Here is a 17,479-nt window from a genome sequence, read left to right as displayed (position 1 = left end):
CAATGAAACAAGCCCTGAAACGGTTTTTTGACGGCGACCTTTGGTACAGCTTCTCCCATTCGCCAATCGTTATCCTGTCTGCAGTGGTGACACTTCTCATCATTCTGGCAGCCATCTTCGCCCCCTGGATTGCTCCGCACAATCCATTCGATCTTGCTGCGATCGACATTATGGATTCCAACCTGCCTCCGGCATGGAACGAGTTTGATGGCGATATCCGCTTCTTGCTTGGAACGGACGATCAGGGACGCGACATTCTTTCGACCATTCTTTATGGTGCCCGTATTTCGCTTCTGGTTGGCTTTGCATCGGTTGCCTTCTCTGTTGTACTCGGTGTCGGGCTCGGCCTCGTCAGTGGCTATGTTGGCGGCCGCACAGACACCTTCATCATGCGTATTGCTGACGTTCAGTTGTCCTTCCCTGCGATTCTGATCGCATTGCTGATTGATGGTGTCGCGCGCGGTATTTTCCCACGCGAATTGCATGATGAGTTGGCGGTCTATGTGTTGATCTTCGCCATTGGTATCTCCGGTTGGGTGCAATATGCCCGTACGGTGCGTGGAGCGACCATGGTGGAAAAGGGCAAGGAATATGTACAGGCGGCGCGCGTCATCGGCATTCGCCCGGGTACGATCCTGTTCCGTCACATTCTGCCAAACGTAACCGGTCCGGTTCTCGTTATTGGGACGATCCATCTGGCCCTTGCCATCATCACCGAGGCGACATTGAGCTTTCTGGGTGTTGGCGTTCCGCCGACCACTCCATCGCTGGGCACCTTGATCCGTATTGGTAACGACTATCTCTTCTCGGGAGAGTGGTGGATCACGATCTTCCCCGGCGTTGCTCTCATCCTGCTCGTCCTTGCCGTGAACCTTCTTGGTGATTGGCTGCGTGATGCGCTCAATCCGAAACTGCGATAAGGCGAGGTGGATCAATTATGACTCTTTTGGAAGTAAAAGATCTCCGTATCGAATTCCCCAGCCGTCGCGGCACAATGGTTGCCGTGGACAAGGTGAATTTGCATGTCAATCCTGGTGAAGTTCTGGGCGTGGTCGGGGAATCCGGTGCCGGCAAGTCTACCATCGGCAATGCCGTAATCGGCCTACTTGAGCCTCCCGGGCGTATGGCTGCGGGTGAAGTTCATCTTCAGGGCGAGCGCATCGATAATCTCAGCGACAATGCCAAGCGCAAGCTGCGTGGCAAGCGCATTGGCATGATCTTTCAGGATCCGCTAACGTCGCTCGATCCTCTTCAGACCATCGAAAAGCAACTGGTGGAAACCATCTTGCTGCATCTCGATCTGAATGAGAATGAAGCCCAACAACGTGCCGTTGACCTTCTCCGGCAGGTCGGTATTCCCGATCCAGACCATCGGGTCAAACAATATCCGCATCAATTCTCTGGCGGCATGCGACAGCGCGTGGTGATTGCTCTGGCTCTGTGTGCTGAACCGGAAGTGATCATTGCCGATGAGCCGACAACCGCGCTGGACGTCTCCATTCAGGCCCAGATCCTTGAATTGATCAAGAAGCTCTGCATCGAGAAGAATGTGGGCATGATGATCATTACCCATGACATGGGGGTGATTGCTGATGTGACCGACCGCGTTGCTGTCATGTATCGCGGCAATCTGGTGGAAGAGGGGCCGACGGCCAAGATTCTTGGTGATCCGGACCATCCTTACACTCAGAGCCTAATCAGCGCTGTGCCACGTCCAGACAAGCGTCTGGATCGATTTCCTCTGGTCGAATATATCGAGTCTGCCGGTGATGCCAAAAAGAGCCTTGATGTTGCCAACCATTGGCTGGGTCAGGCGCGTGACTTTGGTGACCACTATACGGGCCCGCTTATTCACGTCGAGAATCTCTATATGCGGTTCCTGACCAAAAACTCTATGTTCAAGAGCAAGCGGGAATATTTCGATGCGGTAAAAGACGCCAACTTCGAAATCAACTCAGGCGAGATCTTTGGCCTCGTTGGAGAGAGTGGTAGCGGTAAATCAACCATCGCTCGCATGATTTCCGGCCTTTACACTCCAGCGGAAGGCAGCATCTATTTTGCCGGCACGGATCTGACCCAGATTACGACAGAGAAAAAGCGCGACTATTTCCGCCGCCAGATGCAGATGATCTTCCAGGATCCATTTTCTTCGCTTAATCCACGCAAGAAGGTTCTGGATATCGTTGCCGAGCCGATCCGTTTCCACGGATTGGCAAGCTCTCGGGCAGAAACGGAAACCATCGTGCGTGATTTGCTCGATCATGTTGGTCTGGGCGACAAAGCGGCGCTCAAATATCCGCATGAATTCTCGGGTGGACAGCGTCAGCGTATCTCCATTGCTCGCGCATTGGCGACACGGCCTCGCTTCCTGATCTGTGATGAACCGACATCTGCACTGGACGTGTCCATTCAGGCCCAGATCCTCAATTTATTGAAGGATTTGCAAGCGGAATTGGGCCTGACCATGCTCTTCATCAGCCATGACCTGCCGGTTATTCGCCAGATGTGCGACAAGGTCGGCGTTATGCGACATGGCCAATTGCTGGAAGTAGCAGACACCGAGCAGCTGTTCGAAAATCCGCAGCATGAATATTCGCAGCATTTGCTCGAATTGATGCCCAAGCTCAGCAATGTAAAAGCGGCTTGATCAAACAAATGACATTGAATGCTCTTGCGAAAAAGCGCGGCCTTGGCTGCGCTTTTTTATTGGCTAATGCAAGCAGTGATGCGGTTCAGTTAAAATTCTCCTTTGATGTTTGCCCTTCGCAGAAGTCCGAAGCATGTTTTTGCGTAGCGTGCGAATGCTTCATGTGCCTTTCGGCACCGTTATGACCGGCCAGGGAATTGCGTTTCTCAAGCTTAAAAAGCATGCTTTCGAAACCGAAAAGATTTCTGGAATTTGGGGGTGGCGAATCACCCTTGTTAGGGTGTTATAACTTTACATTGAAAGGTGACGTTGAAACCTGAGGGGAAATTTGAAGGTTCTTTCAAAGGGTGAGATACGTGCTAGAATGGCAGAGAGATTTTTCCTGACTGGGGAAAACTGCCAATATTTCTGCTCACTTGATGCGCAAAGAGCGAAGGCATTTGCTTAAAAGTTGCCATTTTTGCCCCGATTCAACCACAGTGCTTGTATTTTATGCAGAAGCATTTGACGATAGTTTTTAGTAGTTCAAATTTTGACGGTACCTGCCGTGGAAAACAAGGCATCTGTATACTTTTGTGACATATCAAGCGCGTAAGAAGGCATTAGTTTGCGATTTTTAAAGCATGAATGCGCAATAAGGTATCATGATTGCATACTGACATCTGGAGGACAGCCTCCGGTATCGCCAATGGCTATATAACAACTGGACGTTCGGGCTCATGAACACAAAGATTTTCCAAATCAAGCTAAAGCAAGAAGTTCTCCGGCATCTCAAATATTCTCTCGGTAAGGATCAAGGGCATGCAACGCCTTATGATTGGCGTATGTCCCTGTCTCTGGCTCTGCGCGATATCGTCGTTGACCCTTGGTTTGATAGCACCCGCAAAACCTATGACAGCAACGCAAAACGCGTTTATTATCTGTCGATGGAGTTTCTGATCGGGCGTCTCATTGAAGATGTGGCGATCAACCTCGGATTTGAAGATGTCGCCCGCGAAACGATGCGTGAGTTCGGGCAGGACTATGACGCCATTGTGGCCAACGAACCCGATGCCGCGCTCGGCAACGGCGGTTTGGGCCGTCTGGCGGCTTGTTTCCTCGATTCCCTGGCAACGTTGGGCATTCCGGCTCATGGCTATGGCATTCGCTATGAACACGGCCTGTTCGAACAGCATTTTGAAAATGGGGCGCAGGTGGAGACGGCTGAAGGTTGGCTCGCTCAGCGCAACGTGTGGGAGTTCGAACGCCCAGAAGTGGCCTATATTATCGCCTTTGGTGGTCATGTGAGCGAAACAGATGGTCGTGCTGTTTGGTATCCGGCAGAAACCGTCAAGGCTCAGGCTTATGATGCTCCGGCCCTTGGTTGGCAAGCACGTTGGTGCAACACCTTGCGTCTTTGGTCCGCTAAACCGACCCGCGCATTCGACCTTGAGAGCTTCAACCGGGGCGATTTCCTTGCGGCGAGTGCGCCGGAAGCTCTGGCGCGGACCATTTCCCGCGTCTTGTACCCCGATGACACCACAGACACCGGTAAAGAGTTGCGTCTGAAGCAGGAATATTTCTTTACCTCTGCTTCCATTCAGGATCTGATCCGGCGCTATCGTTCCACCAACGATGATCTGCGCGATTTGCCCAAAAAGGCAGCGATCCAGCTCAACGATACGCACCCGGCCATCGCAGGCCCCGAATTGGTGCGTTTGCTCACAGATATTCATGGCATCGAAATCCATGAATCCATCGATATCACTCGCAAATGCCTTGGCTATACCAACCACACGCTCCTGCCTGAGGCGCTGGAGCGGTGGCCTGAGCATCTATTCGCACGCATTCTGCCGCGTCATTATCGCATCATTGAAATCATTCAGGATCAGCATCTTAAAGACACCGGGTCGGACATCCGTATCATCAAGGATGGCAACGTTAATATGGGTGAGTTGGCCTTTATCATGGCAACCCACGTCAATGGCGTCTCGGCTCTCCATACCGAGCTGGTCAAGGAAACCGTCTTTGGCGATCTGCACAAGGTCTATCCGAAACGGATTATCAACGAGACCAACGGCATCACGCCGCGTCGCTGGCTATATGACTGCAACAAACCGCTTCGCAATCTGATCAACTCCACCATCGGCATTGAATGGCCGGATGATCTGGAACAGCTGGAACGTCTGGCGCCCTACGCCGACGATGCCGCATTCCAGGAAGAATTCCATAAGGCGAAACTCGAGAATAAACGGCGTTTCATCAACTGGCTCTCTGATATTCGTGATATTCAGATTGATCCAAACGCAATGCTCGATATTCAGGTGAAGCGTATTCATGAATATAAGCGTCAGCTGATGAACCTGATCGAAGCCGTGGCCTACTGGAACGAGATCAAGGAGAACCCGACTAAAGACTGGACGCCACGCGTCAAGGTTTTTGGTGGCAAGGCAGCTCCGGGTTATGAAGTGGCCAAGAAGATCATTCACTTGATCAATGATGTCGCTACCGTCATCAACAATGACTCGGCAACGAAGGACTATCTGCAGATCGTATTCCCCGAAAACTACAATGTGTCCATGGCAGAGATCCTCATGCCAGCGGCAGATCTGTCCGAGCAGATTTCTACGGCCGGCAAGGAAGCGTCAGGCACGGGGAATATGAAATTTGCGTTGAACGGTGCCTTGACGATTGGCACACTGGACGGTGCCAATGTCGAAATTCGCGACCATGTAGGGGCGGAAAACTTCTTCCTGTTCGGTTTGACCGCAGAAGAGGTTGAGGAACGCCGTCATCAGCCCGAATACTCCCGCCGCGCCATCGAGGCCAGCCCGCGTCTTTACCGTGTGCTGAACCAGATCGCCAGCGGTGTATTCTCGCCTGATGAACCTCATCGCTACGGTTCAATCGTGCAGATGATGTATGAGAGCGACTACTTCCTTGTGACTTGTGATTTCGACGACTATTTCGATACGCAGCGTAAAGTCGATAAAGCCTATCTCGATACCAAGGAGTGGACCCGCAAGACGATTTTGAACACGGCCAATATGGGCTGGTTCTCATCGGATCGCACCATCAAAGGCTATGCAAAAGATATCTGGGGCGCCAAATCTCTTTATGAGCGCTAACCGCTAACAATGACCCGACGGCGAAATTTGAGCCTTTGCCGTCGGGGTCTTAGAATTATAACTAGAATCCGATTTTATAAAGAATATCAGCTCCTGCGACAAATTGGCGGTATGAAATTCTAGGTTAAAAAAACAAAGGGATACTACCCAACTGGCAGTTCCATTTGCGGATCACATGCTCTAGCGTAAAAGTAACAAAGGGGGAGCAGGGCGATGACGACATATACTTCAAAAAGAGACGCTCAGGCCATTCAGAATGGTGTTCACAGCAATCCATTCTCGGTTTTGGGGCTGCAAGAATGGGAAGACCAGCTTGTTGTTCGGGTCTTCATTCCCGGCGCATGCGAAGTAGAAGTAATCCACCACGAAACTGGCGCACTGATTGAGGAACTGGAACGCGATGATGTCGCGCCAGATCTGTTCGCCAAGCCGATTGCAGGCAAGAAAGAGTGGTTTGCCTATAAGATCCGGGCCCGCGTTGGGGATCATGTCTGGATTCAGGAAGATCCTTACCGTTTCGGTCCCGTTATCGGTGAGCTAGATGAATATCTTCTGGGTGAAGGAACCCATCAGTCGCTCTGGAAAGTACTCGGGGCCCATGTCATTACCCATGATGGAGTCGAAGGGACGCATTTCGCTGTCTGGGCTCCCAATGCGCGCCGCGCTTCTGTCGTAGGCAACTGGAACAACTGGGATGGCCGGCGCCATGCCATGCGTCCGCGTGGGGTAACCGGTGTTTGGGAAATTTTCATTCCACAAGTGGGCGAGGGGCAGGCATATAAATATGAGCTGCTTGATCGTCAGGGCCAACTGCTTCCATTGAAGGCTGATCCCGTTGGTTTTGGCTCGGAACATGCTCCGCGCACCGCTTCAATCGTTCGTAAGCTTGATGGTCATGACTGGCGAGACGACGAATGGATGCAGGGGCGCGAGCAGACGACAAAAATTGACAAACCGATTTCCATCTATGAAGTGCATCTGGGGTCTTGGCGCCGCGTCAAAGACGAAGGGAACCGGCCGCTGTCTTATTCAGAACTGGCCGAACAGTTGGTTCCATATGTCAAGGATATGGGCTTCACTCATGTCGAAATGATGCCAATCTCGGAATATCCATTCGATGGTTCTTGGGGGTATCAGCCTGTTGGTCTATTTGCACCGACCATTCGTCACGGCACGTTGGAAGAGTTTCGTGACATGGTGGAAGCGTTCCATGCTGCAGGCATTGGTGTGCTGATAGATTGGGTGCCGGGGCATTTTCCTGAAGACCCTCACGGTCTTGCCCGCTTTGATGGCACGGCGCTTTATGAACATGAAGACCGCCGCGAAGGCTTTCATCCGGACTGGAACACGCTCGTTTACAACTATGGTCGCCGCGAAGTCTCCAACTTCCTGTCCGCCAACGCGCTTTACTGGTTCAATGAACATCATATCGATGGCTTGCGTGTGGATGCCGTGGCCTCGATGCTGTATCGGGATTATTCGCGCAAGGACGGGGAATGGATTCCCAACAAAGATGGTGGACGCGAAAATTACGAAGCTATCGATTTTCTGCGTAACACCAACATTACCTCTTATCGCGAAGCCCCTGGCATCATGACGATTGCCGAAGAGTCTACGGCATTTCCAGGTGTGAGTGCTCCAACCAATCATGGTGGACTGGGTTTTGGCTATAAATGGAACATGGGTTGGATGAATGATACGTTGCGCTACATGTCCCATGAGGCTGTGCATCGCAAATATCATCATCACGATATGACTTTCGGAATGCATTATGCCTTTTCCGAAAATTACATTCTTCCGCTTAGCCATGACGAAGTCGTCCATGGCAAGGGCTCTTTGCTAAGCCGAATGCCCGGCTACCCGGCGGATCAGTTCGCGAATCTACGGGCCTATTTCGGCTTCATGTGGGGGCACCCGGGCAAGAAGCTGCTGTTCATGGGTGGCGAATTCGCGCAAGGGGAAGAATGGAACCACAATGAAAGTCTGGACTGGCATCTTCTTCAATATGACTTCCAGCGTGGTGTGCAGTCGCTTGTGCGCGACCTGAACCGCGTTTATCGCGAGGTTCCTGCACTTCATAGGAATGACAGCAATCCAAAAGGATTTGAGTGGATCGAATGCCATTCTGCTGAAAATTCCGTATTTGCCTGGATTAGATATGGCGATGAGGGCGATGCACCGGTTCTGGTGGTTTGCAACATGACGCCGGTTGAGCGTCAGAGCTATCGCCTTGGTGTGCCCAAGGCGGGTCGATGGGTGGAAATTCTGAACACGGATTCAAGCCTTTATGCAGGCGGTGGACGTGGCAATCTGGGCGCAGCAGAGACCGAGAATATTGGTTCGCATGAACGCGATGTTTCGCTCTCACTGACCTTGCCGCCACTTTCAACGCTCTATTTTCAACTGGAGCAAGCCTGAACGGATTTGAACGTGTGTCAACAATCACAAGTGGGGAGAGCATTTTATGAAACTCGATCGTGAAACGTCGAAACTTGCCAATCAATCGATGGCATTCATTCTCGCTGGCGGCAAGGGCAGCCGCTTGCAGGAACTCACGGATAAGCGCTCAAAACCTGCCATGTATTTCGGCGGAAAGAGTCGCATCATTGACTTTGCTCTCTCCAACGCCGTGAACTCCGGTATCCGACGTATCGGTATTGCGACCCAGTATAAGGCCCACAGTTTGATCCGCCATCTGCAGAGGGGGTGGAGCTTTCTGCGTGAAGAACGTAACGAGTTTCTCGACATTCTGCCCGCATCGCAACGCATGAATGACGAAGCTTGGTATCAGGGCACATCGGACGCCATTTATCAAAATATCGACATTCTGGAGAGCTATGGCCCCAAATACATTGTCATTCTCGCCGGTGATCACATCTACAAGCAGGACTATGCCTTGATGGTGCGTCAGCATGTAGAAACGGGTGCGGATGTGACGGTCGGCTCCATTGAAGTGCCTCTGGAAGAAGCCAAGGCGTTCGGCGTGATGAAAGTCGATAAAGATGATCGCATTTTAGATTTCATCGAAAAACCCGAAAATCCACCTGCGATGCCAAACGATCCTGAACGCGCTCTGGCATCCATGGGAATCTATGTGTTCGAGGCGAAGTTCCTCTATGACATTCTGCGCGAGGAAGCCTGCAATCCCGATACGCATCACGATTTCGGTAAGGACATCATCCCTAAGCTGGTCAAGGGTGGCAAAGCTATCGCCCATCCATTTAGCCGGTCTTGCATTCGTTCCGGACTGGAAACGAAACCATATTGGCGTGACGTGGGAACCGTAGATGCCTTCTGGGAAGCCAATATCGACCTGACGGACTTTATTCCGGAGTTGGATATCTACGACAATGATTGGCCGATCTGGACGCATCAGGAGCTGACGCCACCAGCCAAATTTATTCATGACGAAGAGGGCCGTCGTGGTCAGGCCGTTTCTTCAATGGTATCCGGCGGTTGTATCATTTCAGGTTCATCCCTTAATCGTTGCCTGCTCTTTACAGGCGTAAAAGCACACTCATTCTCGAAAATGAGTGGTGTCGTGGCGTTGCCATATGCCGAAATCAATCGAAAGGCACAGCTCAAGGATGTCATTGTTGATCGCGACGTCAAAATACCAGCGGGTCTGGTTGTCGGCGAAGATCCTGAACTTGATGCCAAACGGTTCCGCAGAACTGAAAAGGGCATTTGCCTAATCACCCAGTCCATGATTGACAGATTGGACCTATAGATGAACATTTTATTTGTTGCTTCCGAATGCTCACCATTCGTAAAAACCGGCGGTCTGGCCGATGTAATCGGATCAGTACCAAAGGCTCTCGAACAGCTTGATCACACGATCAAAATTCTTTTGCCTGCCTATCCTGATGTGAGTGGTTGGGCTCAACATGGTGATGTTCTGCTCGAATTGGAAGATCTGTTTGGAGGCCCTGCACGCGTCATATCCGTGCGGGCCAAAGGGCTTAATCTTCTGCTGTTGGAAGCACCCCATCTCTATGACAGGAAGGGGACCATCTATCTTGATGAAGAGGGGTTCGACTGGGAAGACAATCCCATTCGTTTTGGGGCCTTATCACTGATTGGTGCTAAAATCGGCTTGGATGGCATTGGCGGTTGGAAACCTGATGTCGTCCATGCTCATGATTGGCAAGCAGGCCTCGTTCCTGTCTATATGAAGCAATCCGGCCGAGAAGCGCCTCCGTCGGTCATGACAATCCACAATATCGCATTTCAGGGGTTGTTTGATGGCAGTGTCGTACAAACTCTGGGATTGTCGGGCGATATGTTCAACCCAGATGGTTTTGAATATTGGGGGCATGCCGGTTTCCTAAAAGGCGGATTGGCCTTTGCAGACAAGATCACCACGGTAAGCCCCACCTATGCCCATGAGCTGCTGACGCCTGAATTCGGAATGGGATTGGAAGGTCTTCTCAAAAGCCGAAAAAGCGACCTTGTCGGAATCTTAAACGGTATCGATCTCAGTGTATGGGACCCGCAGGAAGATCCCAGTCTGACAAAGACCTACAGCGCCAAAAGCCTAAAGCGCAAAGCAGCCAACCGGGAATGGCTTGAACAGCAATATGGCTTGGCAAGCAATCCTGATGCGCCTTTGTTCGGGATTGTCTCTCGCCTGACAACCCAAAAGGGTGTCGACCTGCTTATGGAAGTCATTCCGACCGTTGTCGAGCGTGGAGCGCGGCTTCTTGTCCTCGGAACGGGTGAGAAACGGCTCGAAGAAGCGTGTCTCAATGCAGCACAGAATGCACCGGAAAATATTGCGGTTAAAATCGGTTATAGCGAAGATTTGGCACACAAGATCCAGGGGGGCGCGGACGCAATTCTCGTGCCTTCGCGCTTTGAACCCTGCGGTCTGACACAGCTTTATGCCTTGCGCTATGGCACAATCCCGGTCGTTGCGCATACGGGTGGCCTTGCTGATACGGTTATCGACGCCAATGCTGCCGCTCTAGCGACCAAATGCGCTACAGGTATCCAGTTCGCACCGACGACAGTTGAAGCCCTTGATTTGGCCATCCATCGGACATGTGACCTGTTTTCCGAAACCAAGAAATGGAAGGCAATGATGCGACGCGCCATGTCGCAAGAGGTGGGTTGGAACCAATCCGCCGAGCTATATGCAGACCTGTACAAGTCGCTCATTTGAATGACTGTGCCCAGTAGGACCGATCATTGATGAAATACAAGATATCCCATGGAACTCCACATCGACTGGGTGCCTTCTATGATGGTGAGGGCACCAACTTTGCGGTTTTTTCTGCGAATGCGAGTCAGATCGATCTCTGCCTGTTTTCCGATGACGGGACGAAAGAGATCGACCGGATATCTATGCCCGAAAGAACAGGACCGGTTTGGCACGGCTATCTACATGGTTTACAGCCGGGAACGCTGTATGGCTATCGCGCACACGGCATCTATGCACCAGAGCAGGGGCATCGTTTCAATTCCAATAAATTGTTGCTAGACCCTTATACGCGCGAGATTTTCGGGAAATGGACCCCGTCGGCGACCCTGTTTGGATATCAAAAAGGCGCAAGCGGTGGAGACTTGACCTTTGGCGCTGCAGATAGCGCGGCTTGCGTTCCGAAGTCCGTCGTTTCGGATCCGGCACTTAATGACTTTCTGCAAACTGAGGCGCCTGTCATGGATGGGCGTGATTTAATTTATGAGGCCCATGCCAAAGGTCTCACCAAACTTCACCCTGATGTGCCAGAGAGTTTGCGCGGCACCTATGAAGGGCTCGCCAGTGATGCCATGATTGATCACCTGTTGTCGATCAATGTACGAGCCGTTGAGTTGATGCCGGTGCACCATTTTCTTGACGACGAATTTTTGCTCGACAAGAATCTGGTCAATTATTGGGGCTATAATTCCATCGGTTTCTTTGCTTTGGAGCCACGGTATCTGGGGCCTGATGGTATTGTCGGTTTCCGAGCCATGGTGCAAAAGCTAAAGGCTGCCGGAATACAGGTCTATCTCGACGTGGTGTTCAACCACACCGCAGAAGGCGACCAGAATGGTCCTACCATTTGTTTCCGCGGTTTGGACAATGCGACCTATTATCGCCTGATTGCTGGCCAGCCACGCTATTATGTCAATGATACCGGCTGTGGCAACACGGTCAATGTTTCGCACCCGTATGTTCTGCGTATGGTTCTGGATTCCTTGCGCTACTGGGTGCTTTGTATGGGGGTTGATGGCTTCCGCTTCGATTTGGCAACGACGGTTGCTCGAGAAGACTATGGCTTTGATCTTTACGGCGGCTTCCTTGATGCCATCCGACAGGATCCCATTCTCTCCACCGTGCGCCTGATCGCGGAGCCATGGGACATTGGCCCGGGTGGCTATCGTCTTGGTGGCTTTCCGCCTGAATTCTCCGAATGGAACGACAGCTATCGAGATACCACACGTCGATACTGGAAAGGTGATCCGCAAACAACGCCAGATCTGGCCTCCCGTTTGCTCGGCTCGGCTGACAAATTCGATCGGGCAGGGCGCCGCGCCTGGTCTTCGGTTAATTTCATTTCTGCCCATGACGGTTTTACGCTGGCCGATATCACCCGCTACAACAATCGCCACAATGATGCGAATGGTGAAAGCAACATGGATGGCCATGGCGCCAACTATAGTGACAATTGCGGCACTGAAGGCGATACGAAAGATCCGGTCATTCTTGCGCGTCGCAAACGCCGTCAGCGGAATTTTCTGGCTACACTGTTTCTCAGTCAGGGTAGCCCAATGTTGCTGGCGGGCGACGAGATTGCCAATAGCCAGAAGGGCAATAATAACGCCTATTGTCAGGACAACGAAATTGGCTGGGTTGATTGGGCCAATGCCGACAATGACCTGATGGAGTTCGTGCGCTACCTGAGTAGCTTCCGGCGCGAGCACAAGGCTTTGCGTCAGGACCGCTTTTTGCATGGTGCCAAGCGTCAACAGGACGATCTGCGAGACGTGGAATGGACTGATTTTGGTGGCTTCTCGCTCAAATGGCGCGACCCAAGCCTCTCAAGCTTCTGTCTCACCTTGCGTTGCTCTGCTGAAGCACCGTCATATGAAAAAGACAATGATGTTGTATTTATAATTTTTAACCGCAGCAATGTTGCTGCCAGTGTTGTTTTGCCCTCCTGTCCAGATGGATTTCGCTGGGTCAGGGCCTTGGATACGGCACAACAAACCCAACACCCGAGCCTGGAAACACAGCAGGATTCCACCGAAATTTCGGGTTCCTCCGTCGTTGCCCTGATACTAGAAGCGGATACTGCAAACACATGAATCAAGACAAGCTGAACGCTCTTGCTGGTTTTTTTGGAATTCACACTGCTTACAACGATTTTGACGGCAATCTGGTTCAGACGTCAGCAGAAACTCAGTTGGCCCTTCTGCGCGCCAATGGCTTGCATCTGGACAATGATGCAATGATCGACGAGGCCATTGACGCCTATGTGGTGGCCGAACAGGATCGATGGTTTCCTCGTGAGTTGATCACCGGTACCGGCTTTGATTATCAGTGCAATTTCGGCCTTGGTGCCCGTTGGCACATCGAGTTGGATGAAGACCTTTCTGACGAGGTTAGAAGCGGCATACCGGATGAAGCCTTGTGTGGCATTGCCGACACGCATATCTCCCTGCCACCCTTGCCATCAGGAATCCATGAGCTGGTTTGTGAAGTGGGTGGGCGAGTCGAAATCGTCACGCTTATCACTGCCCCGCTTACAGCGCCATCCGTTGAGCAATTGACGGGCAAAGGCCGCGTTTGGGGTATCAATGCGCCGTTATATGGCTTCCGGTCACATCGCAATTCCGGCATTGGTGATTTTGAAGACCTGGCTCAGTTTTCCGAGTATGTGCAATCCCTTGGCGGGAGTTTTGTCGGCATAAATCCCGTGCACGCCTTGGGCTTTTCAGATCGATATGCCATGAGTCCCTATTCTCCGACGCACCGGGGCTTTCTGAACACCCAGCATATCGCGATTGATCGGTTTTGCGGCATGCAGGATACTCCTCAACTTCATGCGTTGTTGCAGGCCGTGGAAACGCAATGGACTGAGTTGAGAGCAACTGATCAGGTCGAATATCAATCCCATCGCGTATGTCACAATGCGGCATTGCGCGATTTACATTCGCTCTTCCTTGCTCATGCAGATCAGGCATCTCTCGACGCTTTGGCGGCCTTCAGAGCTGAGAAAGGGTCTTATCTTGAACGCTTCGCGCTCTATGAGGCTCTATCAGATCATTACGGCCCTGAATGGCACCGCTGGCCGGTGCAGTTTAGAGATCGCCAAGAAGATGCCATACGTGCTGCCAGAGAATTGTATGCTGCGCGGATTGACTTCCATGTCTGGCTCCAATGGATAGCAAGTGTGCAGCTGACCCAAACACAGCAACGGGCAAGCGGCAATGGTGGCTTGGGGCTCTATCTGGATCTTGCCGTTGGCGCGCGTCGCGGAGGCGGCGAAAGCTGGTGCGAGCATGACAGTGTCGCTCAGGGCATTTCTTTAGGCGCGCCTCCTGATCAATTAGGGCCTGACGGTCAGAACTGGGGCCTCGTCGCCTATGCGCCCAAAAAGCTGGCCGCGAACAAATACAAGTCTCTACGCAACATCTATCGATCCGCCATGCAATATGCAGGCGTCCTGCGTATTGATCATGTGCTCGGTTTGAACCGAAGCTTCTGGATACCTGATGGTGGCATACCCGGAGCGTATGTGACTCAACCACTCGATACATTCCTTTCCATTCTCTCCATTGAGGCAGATGCTTCCAATACGGCTGTAATCGGGGAAGATCTCGGCTTGGTGCCAGACGGTTTCCGCGATGCTGTGCAAGCGCATGGCATTTATGGCTACTCGGTCCTGCAATATGAAAAATGGCCCGATGGCCGTTTCAAGCATCCCAACGAACTAAGAGAATTCAGTCTGGCCAGCTTTAGCACCCATGATACGCCAACCCTCAAGGGCTTCATCTCTGGATGTGACATCAAGTGGCGGGACCGGATCAGGGGCTCTGAGCATCCTTCAACCGCAGCTTTGGAAGCGCGTGCGCACGATGTCGCGGAACTCGCCAAACTGGATCCGGATGAAAGCACACATGGCGATTTGAGCTTTGATCATCTCTTTAACACGATCCATGGGAGTTTGGCGCATTCACCGGTCGCGATGTTGGCTGTGCAGCTGGATGATATTCTGGCTGAGGAAGAAGCACAGAACCTGCCCGGGACCGTCGATCAGCATCCGAATTGGCGCAGAAAATGCTCACTGGAGCTGGAGGATCTGCCTAAGGACAAAGCCTTTGATGAGGTAGCACATATGATGAAAGAGAGCGGCCGAAGTCTCTGAGATCTTACCGTTTCGCAATATGTGTCAGGATGCAGAAATGGCCCGTCAGCTTCATGCCGACAGGCCATTCCTTTTGGTTTCCAATTATCATTCGCGTCAGCGACGGCAGCCAAACCGTCTTTCCCAATAGACGATGGTGTCAACGCGTCTTTGTTGCCCCGGTGTCAAACGCCCCCATGGAGCATAGCATCGCGGGCCAAAGACCTGTCGTGCTCTGGCGGTTTTGAAGCAATATCCTTGTCGAGCGAAAATGGCATTGCGGGCATACCAAAGCTCGCCACAGGTCATGTTGCGATAGCCCTGCGCAGCGGCCTTGTTTGGTCCCAGCGCTCCGTCCAACAATGGTGATATGAACATGATGCCAGCAGCCATCATGATGGAAGAAAATAACCGAGCCTTTTTCATTAATCTATCCCCTTGATCAATGGCCCTACGGCCGCAATCCGCTTACCGTCTTGAGATATTAGTATATCCCGAAAAATGCCGACATAACATTGATCACCTGTACTAGGCGGTCAAAATGGTGCAGGAACAGGGCGCGCAATAAAAAAGCCAGCTTTGCAGGCTGGCTTTCTTGTTGGTTATTCTCGATCGGATCAATAGACGTCGCGAACGTATCGCTTTTCCTTTTTCATCAGGTTGACATAGTCCATGGCACCGTCTGAGCTGAGACCAGCCTGTTCTGAAATCACCTTGTGCAAGGCGCGATCCACGTCTTTGGCCATCCGAGAGGCATCGCCACAGACATAAAAATGACCACCTTCTTCGAGTGCAGCGTAAAGATCCTTAGCATGCTCTTGCATACGGGTCTGGACATAGATCTTCTCAGCCTGATCGCGAGAGAAGGCAAGATCCAGCCGGTTCAGAATGCCGTCAGATTGCATCTTGGTCAATTCGTCCTTGTAGATGAAATCGGTCTTTTCATGCTGGTCACCAAAGAATAGCCAGTTATAGCCCTTGGCTCCGATTGCCTGACGTTCCTGAAGGAAGGCGCGGAACGGAGCGATACCAGTTCCCGGTCCAACCATAATCATGGGAACATCGTTGTTTTCTGGCACGCGGAAGCTCTTGTTGGGCGAAACAAAAACCTTGGATTTTTCATTACCGACACGATCAGCAAGAAAACAGGATGCAACGCCACCATGTTTGCGCCCATGGCTTTCATAGCGTACGGAAGCAATTGTTAGATGCACGCTGTCTGCAAACATCTTCGAGCTGGAGGAGATAGAATAGGCACGATGCTGCAAAGGTTTGAAGAGCTTGATCAGCTCATCAACCGAAAAGCGTGCTTTGGGATGCAGTCTTGCAATATCCAGAGCATCCTTGGACCACAAATACGCTTCCATCGCCTCTTTGTCGTTGAAGTCGACAATATGCTGGAGATGCTCATCATCCGTGCGAGCCGCAATGGCCTTGATGAATTCACTGGACGGTGTTGAAATCTCCAACTGGCTGAACAGCAGTTCTTCAAGCGACTTGTCTTTGCCGGATACAGCGGTATCTCCGGACACACCCAAATAGTCCAGCCACTCTGAGACGAGGGCAGGGTCGTTGGTCGGGATAATGTTCAGGGCATCGCCTGCAACATAGTTTGGTCCATCGTTGGAAAGATCAAATTCGTAATGGCGAATTTCTTTCGCGGAGCCTTCACCGGAAAGCAGATGATTGACCGTAACCGGCGCTTCAAACGGGTTCTTGCGCGTCCATTTAGATTTGGCCGGCTTGGCAGCCGCCGCAGCGCTATGCGGGATTGGCCCACCTGCGTCTTCGGGCTTGTGTTTTGCCAGTTCTTCGCGCGCTGAGGCCATCCAGCCGTCAGCACTTTCTTCAAAGTCGACGTCGCAGTCCACACGAGCCGCCAAACGCTTGGCACCCAGTTGTTCGAACCGCAGGTCAAACTGCTTACCGGCTTCGCAATAGCCGTCATAGGCGGTATCACCCAGCGCCAGAACAGAGAAATGCATATGTTCAAGGCGAGGGGCGTCCGCCGCCTTAAGGGCATCCCAGAAGAGTTGCGCGTTATCAGGCATTTCCCCTTCACCATAGGTGGAGGTAATCAGGAAAACATAATTCATTTCGACCAGCGCGGATACTTCCACATCATCCAGCGAGGCGACAACGGCGTTGACGCCTTCTGCCTTGAGCGTGGCGGCGAAATCTTCAGCCAACCCTTCCGAGTTCCCTGTCTGGGTACCGAAAAGGATGTGAGCGGTAATGGTCGATTGGGATTCGGACGTAGAGGACTTTTTGCCGGCGAGCATCTGGGTGTGCAGCCCCGCATAGAAGCCAGCTAACCAGGACTTCTGGTCTTCAGAAAAAGGGGAGTCATCAGGAAGGAAAGGTATGGTCATCTCTCATTGATCCGTCAA

General features: G+C 51.9%; 10 protein-coding genes. 8 read left to right on the top strand and 2 right to left on the bottom strand.

Annotation, left to right across the window (positions count from 1 at the left end; translation table 11 throughout):
- Positions 1 to 2 precede the first annotated feature (2 nt).
- The 8 genes from ACKPCT_RS06915 to malQ all read left to right on the top strand — a co-directional run bounded on the left by ACKPCT_RS06915 (position 3) and on the right by malQ (position 15,110).
- Complete coding sequence (locus ACKPCT_RS06915) at positions 3 to 920, top strand: ABC transporter permease (protein ID WP_090074731.1); 918 nt, start codon at positions 3 to 5, stop codon at positions 918 to 920.
- A gap of 17 nt (positions 921 to 937) precedes the next feature.
- Positions 938 to 2,647: an ABC transporter ATP-binding protein gene (locus tag ACKPCT_RS06910; protein ID WP_319568772.1), complete on the top strand. Its 1,710-nt coding sequence runs from the start codon at positions 938 to 940 to the stop codon at positions 2,645 to 2,647.
- A gap of 719 nt (positions 2,648 to 3,366) precedes the next feature.
- Positions 3,367 to 5,754: a glycogen/starch/alpha-glucan phosphorylase gene (locus ACKPCT_RS06905; protein ID WP_319568771.1), complete on the top strand. Its 2,388-nt coding sequence runs from the start codon at positions 3,367 to 3,369 to the stop codon at positions 5,752 to 5,754.
- A gap of 213 nt (positions 5,755 to 5,967) precedes the next feature.
- Complete coding sequence (gene glgB, locus ACKPCT_RS06900) at positions 5,968 to 8,172, top strand: 1,4-alpha-glucan branching protein GlgB (protein WP_090074734.1); 2,205 nt, start codon at positions 5,968 to 5,970, stop codon at positions 8,170 to 8,172.
- 46 nt (positions 8,173 to 8,218) lie between these two features.
- Entirely contained in the window at positions 8,219 to 9,484 is a 1,266-nt protein-coding gene (gene glgC / locus ACKPCT_RS06895; RefSeq protein WP_090074735.1) for a glucose-1-phosphate adenylyltransferase, read from the top strand.
- Positions 9,485 to 10,918 carry a glycogen synthase GlgA gene (glgA, locus tag ACKPCT_RS06890; RefSeq protein ID WP_319568770.1) on the top strand — a complete coding sequence of 478 codons (1,434 nt, stop codon included), beginning with the start codon at positions 9,485 to 9,487 and terminating at the stop codon, positions 10,916 to 10,918.
- A gap of 29 nt (positions 10,919 to 10,947) precedes the next feature.
- Positions 10,948 to 13,047 carry a glycogen debranching protein GlgX gene (gene glgX / locus ACKPCT_RS06885; RefSeq protein WP_090074737.1) on the top strand — a complete coding sequence of 700 codons (2,100 nt, stop codon included), beginning with the start codon at positions 10,948 to 10,950 and terminating at the stop codon, positions 13,045 to 13,047.
- Positions 13,044 to 15,110 carry a 4-alpha-glucanotransferase gene (gene malQ, locus ACKPCT_RS06880; RefSeq protein ID WP_319568769.1) on the top strand — a complete coding sequence of 689 codons (2,067 nt, stop codon included), beginning with the start codon at positions 13,044 to 13,046 and terminating at the stop codon, positions 15,108 to 15,110. Before glgX ends, malQ begins: the two co-directional genes overlap by 4 nt.
- 96 nt (positions 15,111 to 15,206) lie before the next feature.
- On the opposite strand, the gene ACKPCT_RS06875 is transcribed toward malQ, so the two are convergent.
- Together ACKPCT_RS06875 and ACKPCT_RS06870 are read right to left on the bottom strand one after the other, a co-directional pair.
- Positions 15,207 to 15,515: a YARHG domain-containing protein gene (locus ACKPCT_RS06875; RefSeq protein ID WP_319568768.1), complete on the bottom strand. Its 309-nt coding sequence runs from the start codon at positions 15,513 to 15,515 to the stop codon at positions 15,207 to 15,209.
- Between the two features lie 191 nt (positions 15,516 to 15,706).
- The gene (locus tag ACKPCT_RS06870; protein WP_319568767.1) at positions 15,707 to 17,461 is read right to left on the bottom strand and encodes a diflavin oxidoreductase; all 1,755 of its coding nucleotides are present in this window, start codon (positions 17,459 to 17,461) and stop codon (positions 15,707 to 15,709) included.
- Positions 17,462 to 17,479: the final 18 nt, after the last annotated feature.

This window comes from Cohaesibacter marisflavi, assembly GCF_963665895.2.
Lineage (GTDB): Bacteria > Pseudomonadota > Alphaproteobacteria > Rhizobiales > Cohaesibacteraceae > Cohaesibacter > Cohaesibacter marisflavi.
Note: the sequence above shows the minus strand (reverse complement) of the source record. Positions and strands in the feature narration are given on the sequence as shown.